Here is a 15,695-nt window from a genome sequence, read left to right on the forward strand (position 1 = left end):
AAATCTCAATTTTGGCTATGAATAGTTTGAAAACGGATAAAGCAGGGATGAAGCGGGCGCGGGGGGAATAAAAGTAAAATTAAGGTAAATAAAAAGTAATCGTTTGCGTACGGAAACAATTATTGTGCCAATCCGCTGGTTATCGTTTCCAATTGCCTGACGCTTAGTCGATAATACCGCCCCGTCTAGCCACCGGGAATCCAGGAGTCTCCATGTATTATCCTTTTGTCAGGAAAGCACTGTTTCAGCTCGATCCAGAACGCGCCCACGAGTTAACCTTCCGCCAGTTAAGCCGCATCTCCGGCACCCCACTTGAGTTTTTAATTCGTCAGTCCGTTCCGGCCAAACCGGTGACCTGCATGGGATTAACTTTTAAGAACCCGCTGGGGCTGGCTGCTGGCCTGGATAAAGACGGCGAATGTATTGATGCACTCGGCGCAATGGGATTTGGTTTTGTGGAAGTGGGAACCGTGACGCCGCGCGCGCAGGCGGGTAATGATAAGCCACGTTTATTCCGCATCGTTGAGGCAGAAGGCCTGATTAACCGCATGGGTTTCAATAACCACGGCGTGGATAATCTGGTGAATAACGTCAAAAAATCCCATTTTGACGGCATCCTGGGGATTAATATCGGCAAGAATAAAGATACGCCGGTCGAGCAGGGTAAAGATGATTATCTGACCTGTATGGAAAAGGTATATCCGTACGCGGGTTATATTGCGGTGAATATTTCTTCACCAAACACGCCGGGATTACGTTCACTGCAATACGGCGAAGCGCTGGATGATTTACTGGCGGCGATTAAAAATAAGCAGCTTGAACTTCAGCAACGTCATCAGAAATATGTGCCGGTTGCTGTGAAGATCGCGCCGGATCTTTCTGAGGAAGAATTGATCCAAATAGCCGACAGTCTGGTGCGTCATAATATGGATGGTGTGATTGCGACTAACACGACGCTCGATCGTAAACTGATCCAGGGCCTTAATAATTGTGATCAGGTAGGCGGACTAAGCGGTCGCCCGCTGCAACTGCGCAGCACAGAAATTATCCGTATGCTGTCAAATGAATTACAAGGTCGTCTGCCTGTTATTGGCGTCGGTGGCATTGATTCTCTGACGGCAGCGCGTGAAAAAATGGCAGCCGGTGCATCATTAATTCAAATCTATTCCGGATTTATCTTCCGCGGACCAGGTTTGATCAAAGATATTGTTACCCACCTCTGATATTTTTCATCCTTAAGGCGAGTCAGGGGTTTATTTATTAACCCGGCTCGTCTATATTTTGTCCACTGACCATTATTCAGGCTCAGGATTTGTCTGATACCCGTTCGTAATAAAAAATTCTATTCTTATCGGATCAGGTAACAATAGAACATCACGAACAAACAGGCAGAGGGCATCGCGCAAACAGGATGACGAAATGAAAATCAAACCAGATGATAATTGGCGTTGGTATTTTGATACTGAACATGACCGGCTTATGTTGGATCTCGCTAATGGCATGATTTTCCGTTCCCGATTCCCCGCTAAAATGTTAACGCCGGATGCGTTCGGCGATATGTCATTTTGTGTCGATGATGCGGCGCTGTATTTTGATTTCGAAGAACAGTGCAAACATATTCGCCTGGCCGCCGAGCAGCGCGCCGAATTAGTATTAAATGCATTAGTCGCCTTTCGCTTTTTAAAACCGCTGATGCCTAAGAGCTGGCATTTCAGTCAGCAACATCGTCCTTTCCAGCCAGCAAACGGTCAGCTTGCGCAGGTGCAGGTAATGGAAAGTGGTGAGCAGGCGACATTACTGGTGGTTGAGTCCGGCGATAACGCCAGTCTGTGCCTGCTGGCGCAGGAACGTCTGACAGTGGCAGGGCGCGGGATGGTGTTAGGTGATGCGATCAAAGTGATGCATGACCGGCTGATGCCAGCGGCATTCCGGGTAGACAGCGATGTCTACGATCAGGCAGTTTAAGTTCTTTAATTCCGGTTTAAACTGCCTGACTCAGCATTAACTGCGTTTTCTAGCCGATGATAATATCTGAGGCCGGAATACAGCTGCACGACAATATCATTCCGTCTTTGCCCACTGCGCTTTCTTTCAGCGGCGAAACTTTTCCCTCTCGTAATGTCATTTTGCAGGCACCACATATTCCAGCACGACACGAATATGGGATCCGTAATCCCTGCAATTCCAGTTGTTCGAGCAAAATCTGTTGATTATTCCCGGTAAACTGCGTGCCCTGATAATTGATGGTCACGTCCTGCGCAGTGCTTTTCGGTGCGTCGACGTTTTCAACCACTTCACCTGCGCCGTAAGGCCGCGGTGGTTTGGTGGCCAGCACCTCAACGCTGTCGCCCGCGCGGATCACACCGGTATTTCGCGCAATCATATTCTGGCCGAAATCCACGTCGCCATCGCTGGCAGTACGGTAGCCCTGCAAGGTCTTCAGCGGTTCGCCCCGCGGATGTTTACGTCCGCGCTCAATGCTGACCGTGGTGAAAATACAGCGGCTGCACGGTTTGACCAGATCGAAAATGACTTCGCCGATGCGGATCGTCTGCCAGGTATCTTCGGCATAAGCTTCGGTGCCACTGACCACAATGTTGGGCCGGAATTGCTCAACGCGTACCCCCCCCGGACAGCGGCGCTGTAAATCCTGCATCGACGCTTCATTGATCAGCAGATACGGGAAGCCGTCGGCAAACGACAGCGGGACTTCCGGATGTTTTTTCACACGGCGCGTCGGCTCTTCGCCAACCCAGCGAAGCTGGACGTCACGCTTTAAATAAGCACTTAACCAGCGATTTACCGGTTCCGGCGCGATGAGTGAGGTAAACTGATTGCCCCAGACTTCTGTCGGAGAGTTTTCACCGGCGAATTCACGGAATTTTACGCTGATGCTGTCACCTTCTGGCGCAGAGATCATCAGGCCATCGGGCAGGATCACCGGAGTGAACAGGACAAGGTTGGGATACTGGCGGGCGGTAATAAAAGTGCCTTGCGTATCGGTAATCATGAACTGGCGGTCGAACGTCAGTCCTGTTGCTGTAACCAGTGCGTGGGAGACTTGCAGACCACGCATGGATTTGACCGGGTGTACGAATAAACGTGAAAGAATGGGCACTGAACGTCGCCTCTCTGTATATAAAGTCTTAAAGAGAACCAGAGACTTTATGACAAGCGGTGGGGATTAGCTATAATGCGCAACAATTTTATTTTTGGTGATATGTCGATATGAACTCTTTGTTTGCCAGCACGGCGCGTGGACTGGAAGAACTGTTAAAAAGCGAACTGGAAACGCTGGGTGCGCAAGCCTGCAAAGTTGTGCAGGGAGGGGTGCATTTTGAAGGTGACGATCGCCTGATGTATCGGAGCTTACTGTGGAGCCGTCTGGCTTCGCGCATCCTGTTACCGCTGAACGAATTCAAAGTTCACAGCGATCTGGATCTTTACCTCGGCGTGATGGCGATTGACTGGCCGTCCGTGTTTGGCGTGGAAAAAACGTTTGCCGTGCATTTCAGCGGCCTGAACGACGAAATCCGTAACAGCCAGTACGGGGCGTTGAAAGTGAAAGACGCCATCGTTGACAGTTTTACCCGCAAAATGGACGAACGTCCGAATGTGGCAAAACAGCAACCGGACATCCGCGTTAACGTGTTTCTGCAACGTGATACTGCCAGCGTCGCGCTGGATCTCAGCGGCGAAGGCCTGCATCAGCGCGGCTACCGTGACCTGACCGGTCAGGCTCCGCTGAAAGAAAACCTGGCCGCGGCTATCGTGATGCGTTCAGGCTGGCAGGCGGGTACGCCAATGGTCGACCCGATGTGTGGTTCCGGTACGTTGCTGATTGAAGCAGCCATGATTGCCGCCGATCGCGCGCCGGGCCTGCATCGCCAGCACTGGGGCTTTACCGGCTGGAGCAAATTTGACGCTGAACTGTGGCGTGAACTGACTGCCGAAGCGCAGGTTCGTACCCGCCGTGGCGTTCAGGAAACATCATCACGCTTCTTCGGCTCTGATATCGACCGTCGTGTTATCGAGATGGCACGTGCCAACGCCCGTCGCGCGGGTGTGGCAGAATTGATCAGCTTTGACGCTGCCGAAGTCGGCAAACTGGTGAATCCGCTGCCGGAAGGCCCGACCGGGACGGTGATCAGCAATCCGCCATACGGCGAGCGTCTGGAAAGCGAACCGGCTCTGATTGCGTTGCACAACATGCTTGGCCGCATTATGAAGACACAGTTTGGCGGCTGGCAGCTCTCCTTATTCAGTGCGTCACCTGAGTTGTTAAGTTGTCTCCAGCTGCGCGCTGAGCGCCAGTTCAAAGCGAAAAACGGCCCGCTGGAATGTGTGCAGAAAAACTACCAGCTGGCGGAAAACCCGACCGGCGCGGCAGGTGCGCAAATGGCAGAAGATTACGCCAACCGCCTCCGGAAAAATGTTAAGAAACTGGAGAAATGGGCCAAACAGCAGGGCATCGAATGCTATCGTCTGTATGACGCCGATTTGCCGGACTACAACGTGGCGGTTGACCGCTACGGCAGCAAAGTTGTGGTTCAGGAATATGCGCCGCCGAAAACGGTTGATGCGCAGAAAGCCCGTCAGCGTTTGTTCGACGTGATTAACGCCACGATGTCCGTGTTGGATATTTCTTCCAGCCAGCTGATCCTGAAAACCCGTGAACGTCAGAAAGGCACCAGCCAGTACGAGAAACTGGCACAGAAGGGCGAGTTCCTGTTGGTTGAGGAATTCGACGCTAAACTGTGGGTTAACCTGACGGATTATCTCGACACCGGTTTGTTCCTGGATCACCGTATTGCCCGCAAAATGCTCGGCGAAATGAGTAAAGGAAAAGACTTCCTGAACCTGTTCGCATACACCGGCACGGCCAGCGTTCACGCCGGTTTGGGCGGTGCGCGGAGCACAACCACGGTAGATATGTCCCGTACCTATCTGGAATGGGCAGAGAAAAACCTGCGTGCCAATGGCCTGACCGGCCGTCAGCACCGCCTGATTCAGGCAGATTGCCTGTCTTATCTGGGCATGTGTGATGAACAATTCGATGTGATCTTTATCGATCCACCGACGTTCTCCAACTCGAAACGTATGGCCGACAGTTTTGACGTTCAGCGCGATCATCTGGCATTAATGAAAGATCTGAAACGCATTTTACGTCGCAACGGCACCATTATGTTCTCGAACAACAAGCGCGGCTTCCAGATGGATCTCGACGGACTGAGCAAACTGGGGCTGACCGCCAAAGAAATCACCAGCCAAACCCTGTCACAGGATTTCGCCCGTAACCGTCAAATTCATAACTGCTGGCTGCTGTCCCACGCCGGCGAGGAAAAATAAAGTTTATGTCGTTAATTAGTATGTCAGGTGCCTGGCTGTCATTCAGTGACTCGCCGCTGTTGGATAACACCGAATTACACATCGAGCCGAACGAACGCGTCTGTCTGGTTGGCCGTAACGGCGCCGGTAAATCGACGCTGATGAAAATCCTTAACCGAGAAGTGCCGCTGGATGACGGCCGTATCGTGTATGAGCAGGACCTGATTGTTGCGCGTTTGCAGCAGGATCCGCCGCGTAACGTTGAAGGCACGGTCTTTGATTTCGTTTCTGAAGGCGTGTTCGAGCAGGCTGAACATCTGAAGGCGTATCACGCCATTTCGCATCTGGTTGAAACAGACCCGAGCGAAAAGAACATGAACAAACTGGCGCAGGTGATGGAGATCCTCGATCACCAGGGCCTGTGGCAACTCGACAGCCGCATCAATGAAGTGCTGCTGAAACTGGGTCTGGACGCGGATACAGAGCTTAAATCTCTGTCCGGCGGGTGGTTGCGTAAAGCTGCGCTGGGCCGTGCGCTGGTCAGCGCGCCGCACATTTTACTGCTCGACGAACCAACCAACCATCTTGATATCGAAAGTATCGCCTGGCTGGAAGATTTCCTGAAAGAGTTCCAGGGCAGCATTATCTTCATTTCCCATGACCGTTCTTTCATCCGTAACATGGCGACCCGTATTGTCGATCTCGATCGCGGCAAACTGGTGTCTTATCCGGGTAACTACGAAGAATATCTGCTGGCGAAAGAAGAAGCCCTGCGCGTTGAAGAATTGCAGAACGCAGAGTTCGACAAAAAACTGGCACAGGAAGAAGTGTGGATCCGCCAGGGCATCAAGGCACGTCGTACCCGTAACGAAGGCCGCGTTCGCGCATTGAAAGCCTTACGCCAGGAGCGTTCTGAACGTCGCGAAGTCATGGGCACCGCTAAGATGCAGGTCGTTGAAGCTTCGACTTCGGGCAAGATTGTCTTCGAAATGGAAGATGTCAGCTACGCGATTGCCGGTAAGCAACTGGTGAGCCACTTCTCCGCGCAGGTGATGCGTGGCGATAAAATTGCGCTGGTTGGCCCGAACGGCTGTGGTAAAACCACCTTGCTTAAACTGATGTTAAGTCAGATTAAGGCCGACAGCGGTCGCGTTCACTGCGGCACCAAGCTGGAAGTGGCGTACTTCGACCAGCACCGCGCCGAGCTTGATCCGGAACGTACAGTGATGGACAACCTCGCCGAAGGTAAGCAGGAAGTGATGGTGAATGGCCGTGCACGCCACGTGCTGGGCTATCTGCAAGACTTCCTGTTCCATCCGAAACGTGCAATGACGCCGGTAAAAGCGCTGTCCGGCGGCGAACGTAACCGTCTGCTGCTGGCAAAACTGTTCCTGCGTCCAAGCAACCTGTTGATCCTCGATGAACCGACCAACGACCTGGATGTGGAAACGCTGGAACTGCTGGAAGAGATGATCGACAGCTATCAGGGTACCGTGATGCTGGTGAGCCATGACCGTGAATTTGTTGATAACTCGGCCACCGAATGCTGGATTTATGAAGGCAACGGCGTGATTAACAGCTATGTGGGCGGTTATTTTGACGCACAGCATCAGCGTCGTAACCAGAAGCCAATTCGTCAGGCTGTTGTCACGGAAAATAAACCGGCGGCGCAACCAAAAGCAGAACCGGCCAAACGCACGGCAAATAAGCTCAGCTATAATCAACAGCGTGAACTGGAACAATTGCCTCTGCAAATCAGCGCACTGGAAGAAAAAATTGAAGCCCTGCAACAGAAGATGAGTGATGCTGATTTCTTCACACTTCCTCATGAAGAAACACAGAAAGTGCTCACTGCTTTTGCTGCCGCAGAGCTGGAATTAGAGCAGGCGTTTGAACGTTGGGAAGCGCTGGAAGCGCAGAAAAACGGCTAACACTGCATTACGATTGGCAACCGGCGTAATGGAAATCCGGTTGCCACTATCCTTTGCCTTTGCGCTGTTGAGGAGTCGATAGTGTGTTCTGACGCCCATGACAATGACCCGCACATCCTGTGTCCCCAATGCGACATTCTGGTGGCCATACCTGGTCTGAAAATAGGGCAAAAGGCCGTTTGTCCCCGTTGCCATACGACGCTGACAACCCGCTGGAATGAGCCACGCAGGCGTCCTGTCGGTTATGCAATCAGCGCATTATTCATGCTGTTGCTGGCCAACCTTTTTCCTTTCGTCAATATGAACGTTGCCGGGCTGAGCAGTGAAGTGACACTGGTGCAGATCCCGCAGGTTTTGGTTTCTGAAGATTACGCCAGTATGGCGTCTCTGTTTATGATCGTGGTGCAACTGCTTCCGGCGGTTTGCATGCTCTCGATTATCCTCCTTTGCTACGGCAACAAAATTCCGGTTCACTGGAAAGTGAGCATCGCGCGCACGCTGTTTCGGCTGAAAAGCTGGTGCATGGTGGAGATTTTTCTCGCCGGTGTGTTGGTGAGTTTCGTCAAACTGATGGCGTACGGTGATGTGGGGATTGGCACCAGCTTTATCCCCTACGTTTTGTTTTGCCTGCTGCAACTGCGCGCTTTTCAGTGCACCGATCGCTTCTGGATGTGGGAACACATCGAACCCGCACCTGAACTTGTTCAGCCGTTACGGGTAGGCGAGAGCGGTTTGCGCCAGGGGCTGCGCTCCTGCCATTGCTGCATGGCGATTCTGCCTGCGGAGCAGGAAGTGTGCGGGCGCTGTAAAAGCAAAGGCCACGCGCGACGTAAAAATAGTTTGCAATGGACGATGGCCCTGCTGGTGACGTCTATTTTGTTATATCTCCCGGCCAATATGCTGCCGATTATGATCACGCAGGTTCTCGGGAATCCGATGCCTTCAACGATCATGGCCGGTGTTGTGCTGCTGTGGAGTGACGGCTCTTACCCTGTGGCAATGGTGATTTTCATCGCCAGTATTATGGTGCCGACATTAAAAATGATCGCCATTGCCTGGCTGTGCTGGGATGCCAACAGTAATAAGCAAATCGACAGGGAAAGGTTGCATGTCATTTATGAAGTTGTTGAGTTTGTTGGCCGCTGGTCAATGATTGACGTGTTTGTTATTGCGGTGCTGTCAGCCCTGGTAAGAATGGGGCAACTGATGAGTATATATCCGGATATCGGCGCGCTGCTGTTTGCAGGCGTTGTCATTCTTACGATGTTCGCCGCCATGACGTTTGACCCAAGGCTCATTTGGGATCGCGCTGGAATGAAGTCTGCAAAGGAGCCACAAGATGGCAGGAAATAACATGGCAGAACACGACGGAACTGCCAAAGTCGAAAAAATTAAACGCTGGTCTCCGGTGTGGATTGTGCCGATTGTCACGGCACTGATCGGGGCCTGGATCCTGTTTTATCACTACAGCCATCAGGGCCCGGTAGTCACGCTCATTACTACTACCGCGGAAGGCATTGAAGGCGGCAAAACCACCATCAAAAGTCGCAACGTGGACGTGGGCAAAGTGGAGACGGTCACGCTCAGCGACGACCTCCAGCAGGTCATCATCAAAGCCCGTCTGAATACCGGTATGGAAAAAATGCTGCGTGGCGATTCCGTATTTTGGGTGGTCAAACCGCAAATCGGGCGCGAGGGTGTTTCCGGCCTCGGTACGTTGTTGTCCGGCGCATATATTCAGCTACAGCCCGGTAGTAAAGGTGGCGAGAAAGAAGAATATAAGCTGGATGATTCACCACCGCTGGCGTCACCGGATGCGAAAGGCGTCCGTGTTATTCTGGAAAGCGAACGCTCAGGGCAACTGAATCCGGGCGATCCGGTGCTGTTTCGTGGTTATCAGGTCGGTACGGTTGAAACCAGCCACTTTGATCCTAAAGCCCGTAACATCAAATATCAGCTCTTTGTCCGTGCGCCATACGACACGCTGGTGACCGACAATGTGCGTTTCTGGAAAGACAGCGGAGTGAATTTCGACATGTCCGCCGCTGGTATGCGTGTGGAGATGGGGTCACTGACGACGCTGTTTAGCGGAGGCGTAAGCTTCGATATTCCGAACGGCTGGACGCAGGGCGCTGAAGCGAAAAATGGCGATAACTATCAGCTGTTTGACGATCAGAAAAGTATTCAGGAATCACTGTATACGCGTCATATGGACTACGTGATGTTCTTCTCGGATTCCATCCGTGGGCTGCAAAAAGGCGCGCCAGTAGAATTCCGCGGTATTCGTCTCGGTACTGTGGCCGAAGTGCCGTTCCCGATGAATGTGCTTAATCAGCAAATGTCAGATGATTACCGCATTCCGATCCTGATCCGTATCGAACCAGACCGCTTCGCTCAGTTGTTGGGCAGCAATTTCAATATTGACGATCATATCCGTGACGGCATCGCACATGGTCTGCGCGCCTCCATGAAATCAGCCAACCTGCTGACCGGGGCGATGTATATCGATCTGGATTTCTATCCGAACGAGAAACCGTGGAAAGGGCCGCTGGAAATTGCCGGACATAAACTGCTGCCGACCGTGAGCGGCGGGTTTGCGCAAATCCAGCAGAAACTGATGACGACGCTGGATAAAATCAACAATCTGCCGATTGAGCCGATGATGCGTGAAGCGACCAGCACGCTGGCTGAAAGCCAGAGAACGATGAAATCTACGCAGAAAACCATTGAGTCTCTGAACGCGATTGTCTCGAGCAAAGAGATGAAAAATCTGCCTGCGGATATGCAGCAGACGCTCATTCAGCTTAACCGTAGCCTGAAAGGCTTCCAGCCTGGCTCACCGGCCTACGGCAATCTGGTAGGCGATATGCAGAGTCTGGATAAAACGCTGCGTGAGCTTCAGCCGGTATTGAAAACGCTGAATCAGAAAAGTAATGCACTGATTTTCGCCGCCCCAGGGCAAGATGATCCTCAGCCGAAGAAGGCCAAATAATGATGAAATGGATACCTGTCGTCTTAGTATTATTCCTGTCTGCATGCAGCAGCAGTAACGAGAAAACGTATTACCAGTTGCCGGTACTTAGCAGCACGCCAGTGGCGGGCAGCACGATGGCATCCGGTTCAACCGCGCAGCGTCATTTGTGGGTAGAACGGGTGAGTGTGGCTGATTATCTGGCAGGAACCGGGTTGGTTTATCAGACCAATGATGTGCAATATACACTGACTCAGAATAATCTCTGGGCCAGCCCGCTGGATCAGCAGCTTCAGCAATCCCTGGTGACCTATCTGCGCCGAGATTTGCCGGGCTTCCTGGTTTCTTCGCAGGCGGGCGGTTCTGACGATCAGGATGTGCTGAACGTGAATGTCACCGGCTTCCATGGCCGCTACGATGGTATCGTGGTGGTCAGCGGCAGCTGGACGCTGACGCACGCTGGGCAGACAGTTCAGCGTGATTTCGCGCTGAACCTGAAACAAAACGAAGACGGTTATGATGCACTGGTCAGAACGCTGGCGACAGGCTGGCAGCAAGAAGCAGGCCAGATTGCATCACAGATAAGATGACAATTTTTTAAGCTTAATATTTTTTAAGTTAAAGACAAAAAATCCCGGTTTCTGACTTTTCAGACACCGGGATTTTTTTATGACGATCAGCCAGATGAGCATTACGCTGGCGCGATTAGTTTGCGCGCAATCGAATAATATAGCTCACGAATGTGACATTGGCGTGAATTTTGCGCATTGACCTCTCCTGCGATTGCGGCTATTTGTTAGGTGTGGACGCAGAAGCGCTCCACTGTTTTCTTTCCACCTGACCTGAATAATGAGGGATACAAGGCATGAAGAGACAAAAACGCGATCGCCTGGAACGGGCACAATCACGTGGATATCAAGCAGGTATTGGCGGACGCTCTAAGGAGATTTGTCCGTACCAATCATTAGATGCCCGATCACACTGGCTCGGGGGTTGGCGACAAGCCATGGAGGACAGGGCCGTTACCGCTTAAGCGGCTCCCCTGTCAGAATAAGGAACGACCTCCGCTGCGCGCGGAGGTTTTTGTTTTTGGCTCTCTCAGCTGAACTTTAAAAGATCATAAAAAAACGGCGAGCACAGGGCTCACCGTTTGTCTGGCATGAACTGAAAGGGCTCTTAGAACGCCGCCGCGTCTTTGAACAGGCCGACTTTCAGATCCGTTGCAGTATAGATAACTACGCCATCAACCAGAACTTCGCCATCTGCAACGCCCATGATCAGTTTACGGTTGATCACGCGTTTGAAGTTCAGGCGGTAAGTGACAAGTTTAGCCGTCGGTAATACCTGACCGGTGAATTTCACTTCACCCACACCCAGTGCGCGGCCTTTGCCTTCGCCACCGAGCCAGCCCAGATAGAAACCTACCAGCTGCCACATTGCATCCAGACCCAGACAACCCGGCATGACCGGATCGCCGATGAAGTGGCAACCAAAGAACCACAGGTCAGGATTGATATCTAATTCAGCTTCAACATAGCCTTTGCCATGGGTGCCGCCATCTTCCTGCATCTTCACGATGCGGTCCATCATCAGCATGTTGCCTGATGGTAATGGAGGGCCGCCTGCACCGAACAGTTCACTGCGGCCAGAAGCTACGAGGTCTTCTTTCGTATAGGAATCGCGTTTATCTACCATGTTCTATGTAAGCCTTATTTTAATGAAGGGCGGAGCTTAGCTTACAGCTGTAAGCTGAACAACTCCGATCAGCTGTGGTTGAACCAGTTCAACCAGCGAAGAGGCCACGGATAGCGGGGGCTGCCCTGAGACGTGACAAGTGCAATACGCTGCTGAATTAATCCCAGCAAACTTGCACGCTCTTCTTCAGCTTCTCCTTCGTTGGAGTAAATCAGTCCGGTCAGGATAGGCAGCGCTTCGTCTGCGCTATCGACTGCCCATAAGTGAAACTGGCCGTCGCGAACGGCGTCAATCACCTGCGGATGCAGGCACAAATTACGCACGTTGCTGGTTGGCAGAATGACCCCTTGTTTACCGGTCAAACCGCGACGCTGACAAACCTCGAAGAAACCTTCGATTTTTTCGTTCACGCCACCAATAGGTTGCACATTCCCAAACTGATCGACAGAACCGGTCACCGCAATTTGCTGGTTAATCGGCTGCATCGACAGCGCACTAATCAGCGCGCAGAGTTCAGCAAGGGAAGCGCTGTCGCCGTCCACTTCACCGTAAGACTGCTCAAACACAATCGAAGCGGAGAAGGGCAGAGGCTGGTCGAGTTCTAACTCGGAGATCAGGAATGCCTGCATAATCATCATGCCTTTCGCATGAAGATTGCCACCTAATTCTGCCTTGCGCTCAACGTCGGTAAATTCGCCGTCGCCGGTGTGTACGACACAACTAATGCGCGAAGGTTCACCTAAAGCACGCGGATGACCCGGATATTCCAGAACAGAGAGGCCGTTGATCTGCCCGACCACTTCTCCTTCAGTTTCTATGCGGATTTGCCCAAGCTCAATTTCATCCTGCATACGTTCCTGCAGGTAACTTTCGCGCCATGCACGTGCGCTGGACGCGGCTTCCAGCGCCTTGGCGCTCAGCAGCTCATCTTCATTATAAAGGGCAGCTTCACTGAGTTGCGCGTTCAGCCAGACCGGATCGAGCGTCAGACTGCCCTGATCGGTGCTCTGGCGGATTGCCAGCTTAAAGAATTCAGGCCATGCATCGGCAGCAAGGCGGGGAATTTCCAGCTCATCGGCCAGCGTGTTGACATATCCACACCAGGTTTCCATGTCGCTTTCTTCTGTCAGCGGCAGGTCAGCTTCATATTCGCCATAAATGGCAGAATCCATCAGCTCCGGTTCCATGTCACTCAGATCGCCCAAAGAGAGACGGTCGCCAACCAGAATCAGACGGAGATCCAGTGGCATAGGGGGAATGGTAACCGGTAAAGGTTTGGTTTCATCAGGGGAAACCCAGTGATACATGCCTTCGGTGATCATCTGTTTCAGGCGAAGCCACATCAGCGGTTGAGCGATGAGTGTGCGGATAGACAGCACCAGAACACCGCCATTAACCTGATGAACCAGACCAGGTTCGAGCTGGATGAGATCTTTATGCACACGAACACAGCCAAACAGCTGCTCCGGCTCAAGCCACTCGCGATACTGGCAGGTGAACTTCGCAGCAAAAGCATCTTCCGCTGATTTTGCCGCGAGCAGGGTGACCTTACTGCCTTCAATATGATAGCGGTTGCCAGTCACTTCAGTGGGTTCAGGCAACAGATCGTTTACCGCCTGAGCAATGCGTGACAGATACTCACGGTTTTCCTGCGCCTTAAGCGTCATAAAGCGAGGGCGCGAGCGGGGATGACAAAACAGCGTTAAACCATTTTCCAGCCGGGGCTGTGTTCCAGCGAAATCGACAGGGGCTAACTGGGCTGCCGTTGCAAATATTGCCTCATAAGGCGCGGAGTCAGGCAGTAAAAGCTGCCAGTCAAGTCGGTTATTGGTCAATGTGTTAGCTGTTTTCTATAAAAAGGGAAAGAGCGATTATACAAGAATAAATCCGGCTGCATACAATGAGAGTCGCGACTGAACATGGCTTAGTGCACATTGCTGACCAGGTGCGCAAAAAACGGACAATATATGCAGGTTTATTTGGGGTGAAAATTGAAATAAAGCTGTTATGCTTAGTAAAGTTACGGGGTCACCGAAGAGTTCACGATGAAATATCAGCAACTGGAAAATCTTGAAAGCGGTTGGAAATGGAAGTACCTGGTGAAGAAACACCGGGAAGGTGAGCGGATCACCCGTCATCTGGAAAACAGTGCCGCACAGGAATCCGTGAACCAACTTCTCAGTCTGGAAAATGAGCCAGTGAAGGTCACGGACTGGATTGTGAATAACATGAATCCGGCGCTGGAAAACCGGCTTAAACAAACTATTCGTGCACGCAGAAAACGTCATTTTAATGCTGAACATCAGCATACCCGTAAGAAATCCATCGATTTAGAATTCCTCGTCTGGCAGCGGCTGGCAGGCCTTGCACAGCGTCGTGGTGCAACGTTATCGGACACCATCATTCAATTGCTTGAAGACGCAGAACGAAAAGAGAAATACGCCAACCAGATGTCTTCACTCAAAGAAGACTTACAGCAAATCCTCGGTAAACAAGACCTCTGAGCCTTTTTGTATCTCTGGTTGAAAGGTTTCTCCTGTTGTATTCGAATCGCTGAATTTAAAGCATAAAAAAACCCCGCCGAGGCGGGGTTTTTAGTATCTATCGTTAAAGCTAAAGAGTGTTATTAAGCCTGTGGCTGAGTAACAGTATCTTTGTAGCCTTTAACTTCGATTTCTACACGACGGTCTGGTGCCAGGCAGTCGATCAGAGCAGCACGGCCTTTAACGGAGTCACAGGTAGAACCAGTAACTGGGTTAGATTTACCTTGGCCTTGTGCAGAGATTTTGTTCGCAGGGATACCTTTAGATACCAGGTAATCCACTACGCTCTGTGCACGTTGCTCAGACAGTTTCTGGTTGTATTGTTCTGAACCGATACGGTCGGTGTAACCCAGAACGATAACTGAACCGTCTTTAGGATCGATTGAACTCAACTGGCTGTACAGCTGATCCAGAGCCTGTTGGCCTTCTGGTTTCAGAGTCGCTTTGTTGAAGTTGAACAGAACGTCAGACTTCAGAGTGAATTTCTTAGTTTCCACAACTGGAGCTGGTGCTGGAGCTGGTGCAACAACTGGTGCTGCAACATCATCCTGACCGAAACGGTAAGAAACACCTACAGACAGCATGCCGTTGTCTGGACGTGCGCCAACAGTCTGCGCGTCGCCGATGTTGTTAACCCACTGGTAATCCAGACGGGTAGCCCAGTTTTTGGTCACTGCGTATTCAACACCAACAGCTGCCAGTGGAGAAACACCGGTGTCGTGATCGCTTACGCGCTCACCAGTACCACCGAAGTTACCTTTGGAGTCTGCACGCCAAACCATACCACCCAGACGGGTATACAGGTCCAGATCGTCAGTCAGCGGGTAGCTCAGTTTAGCAGCCAGCTGAACGCCTTGTGCTTTGAACGCGCCGTTGTTTACGCTGCCTTTGTAAGGCATGCGGCCAAGCCAGTCATATCCCATTTCAAAGCCCAGGTATTGGTTCGCTTGGTAACCCAAGAACGCACCTGCACCCAGTTGGCTATCGTGGGTAGGGCCGTTGCCGATACCTTCGTAAGCATTTGCGAAACCAGTGTCATGGTATTGGGACCAGCCCAATTTACCACCGGTATACCAGGTGTTATCTTTAGGGGCGGCTTGCGCTACGGTAGCGAAACCTGCCAGTGCCACTGCTAATGCGATAGCTGTCTTTTTCATTTTGCGCCTCGTTATCATCCAAATAGGCAATTGAGCTTTAAGCTTTAAGCCCTTGGTTAAAATCCTTACG

13 protein-coding genes are annotated in these 15,695 nt (G+C 51.7%); 9 read left to right on the forward strand and 4 right to left on the reverse strand.

The window, feature by feature from the left end; all coding sequences use genetic code 11:
- Positions 1-212 precede the first annotated feature (212 nt).
- Positions 213-1,223: a quinone-dependent dihydroorotate dehydrogenase gene (pyrD, locus tag M2403_RS17155; protein WP_152324139.1), complete on the forward strand. Its 1,011-nt coding sequence runs from the start codon at positions 213-215 to the stop codon at positions 1,221-1,223.
- Between the two features lie 196 nt (positions 1,224-1,419).
- A complete protein-coding gene (locus M2403_RS17160) occupies positions 1,420-1,965 on the forward strand; it encodes a cell division protein ZapC (RefSeq protein ID WP_152324138.1) in 546 nt (181 codons plus the stop codon).
- Between the two features lie 49 nt (positions 1,966-2,014).
- Here the strand turns inward: M2403_RS17160 and M2403_RS17165 are convergent, their stop codons facing one another.
- On the reverse strand, positions 2,015-3,118 hold the full coding sequence (locus M2403_RS17165) for a YcbX family protein (RefSeq protein WP_217153061.1): 1,104 nt from the start codon (positions 3,116-3,118) through the stop codon (positions 2,015-2,017).
- A gap of 110 nt (positions 3,119-3,228) precedes the next feature.
- Between M2403_RS17165 and rlmKL the strand changes: the two genes are divergently transcribed.
- The 6 genes from rlmKL (at position 3,229) to rmf (ending at position 11,263) form a co-directional block, all read left to right on the forward strand.
- Positions 3,229-5,349, forward strand: a complete 2,121-nt coding sequence (rlmKL, locus tag M2403_RS17170) for a bifunctional 23S rRNA (guanine(2069)-N(7))-methyltransferase RlmK/23S rRNA (guanine(2445)-N(2))-methyltransferase RlmL (protein ID WP_152324136.1) — start codon at positions 3,229-3,231, stop codon at positions 5,347-5,349.
- 5 nt (positions 5,350-5,354) lie between these two features.
- Complete coding sequence (locus M2403_RS17175; protein WP_152324135.1) at positions 5,355-7,259, forward strand: ABC transporter ATP-binding protein; 1,905 nt, start codon at positions 5,355-5,357, stop codon at positions 7,257-7,259.
- A 78-nt stretch (positions 7,260-7,337) separates the two neighbouring features.
- Positions 7,338-8,612 (forward strand): membrane integrity-associated transporter subunit PqiA, encoded by a 1,275-nt coding sequence (gene pqiA / locus M2403_RS17180; protein ID WP_370530235.1) that lies wholly within the window; start codon positions 7,338-7,340, stop codon positions 8,610-8,612.
- Complete coding sequence (pqiB, locus tag M2403_RS17185; protein ID WP_371819761.1) at positions 8,599-10,251, forward strand: intermembrane transport protein PqiB; 1,653 nt, start codon at positions 8,599-8,601, stop codon at positions 10,249-10,251. Before pqiA ends, pqiB begins: the two co-directional genes overlap by 14 nt.
- Positions 10,251-10,820 (forward strand): membrane integrity-associated transporter subunit PqiC, encoded by a 570-nt coding sequence (pqiC, locus tag M2403_RS17190; protein ID WP_208950619.1) that lies wholly within the window; start codon positions 10,251-10,253, stop codon positions 10,818-10,820. The genes pqiB and pqiC overlap by 1 nt, the downstream gene beginning before the upstream one ends.
- A 275-nt stretch (positions 10,821-11,095) precedes the next feature.
- On the forward strand, positions 11,096-11,263 hold the full coding sequence (gene rmf / locus M2403_RS17195; RefSeq protein WP_013574871.1) for a ribosome modulation factor: 168 nt from the start codon (positions 11,096-11,098) through the stop codon (positions 11,261-11,263).
- Positions 11,264-11,406: 143 nt separating this feature from the next.
- On the opposite strand, the gene fabA is transcribed toward rmf, so the two are convergent.
- Positions 11,407-11,925: a bifunctional 3-hydroxydecanoyl-ACP dehydratase/trans-2-decenoyl-ACP isomerase gene (gene fabA, locus M2403_RS17200; protein WP_013574872.1), complete on the reverse strand. Its 519-nt coding sequence runs from the start codon at positions 11,923-11,925 to the stop codon at positions 11,407-11,409.
- 68 nt (positions 11,926-11,993) lie between these two features.
- Entirely contained in the window at positions 11,994-13,760 is a 1,767-nt protein-coding gene (locus M2403_RS17205) for a Lon protease family protein (RefSeq protein ID WP_259230252.1), read from the reverse strand.
- A gap of 210 nt (positions 13,761-13,970) precedes the next feature.
- Here M2403_RS17205 and matP point away from each other — a divergent pair, with 210 nt between their 5' ends.
- The gene (matP, locus tag M2403_RS17210) at positions 13,971-14,429 is read left to right on the forward strand and encodes a macrodomain Ter protein MatP (RefSeq protein WP_195812770.1); all 459 of its coding nucleotides are present in this window, start codon (positions 13,971-13,973) and stop codon (positions 14,427-14,429) included.
- Positions 14,430-14,551: 122 nt separating this feature from the next.
- On the opposite strand, the gene ompA is transcribed toward matP, so the two are convergent.
- Complete coding sequence (gene ompA, locus M2403_RS17215; protein ID WP_152324706.1) at positions 14,552-15,625, reverse strand: porin OmpA; 1,074 nt, start codon at positions 15,623-15,625, stop codon at positions 14,552-14,554.
- Between the last annotated feature and the right edge of the window lie 70 nt (positions 15,626-15,695).

Source organism: Rahnella sp. BIGb0603, assembly GCF_024808755.1.
Lineage (GTDB): Bacteria > Pseudomonadota > Gammaproteobacteria > Enterobacterales > Enterobacteriaceae > Rahnella > Rahnella contaminans.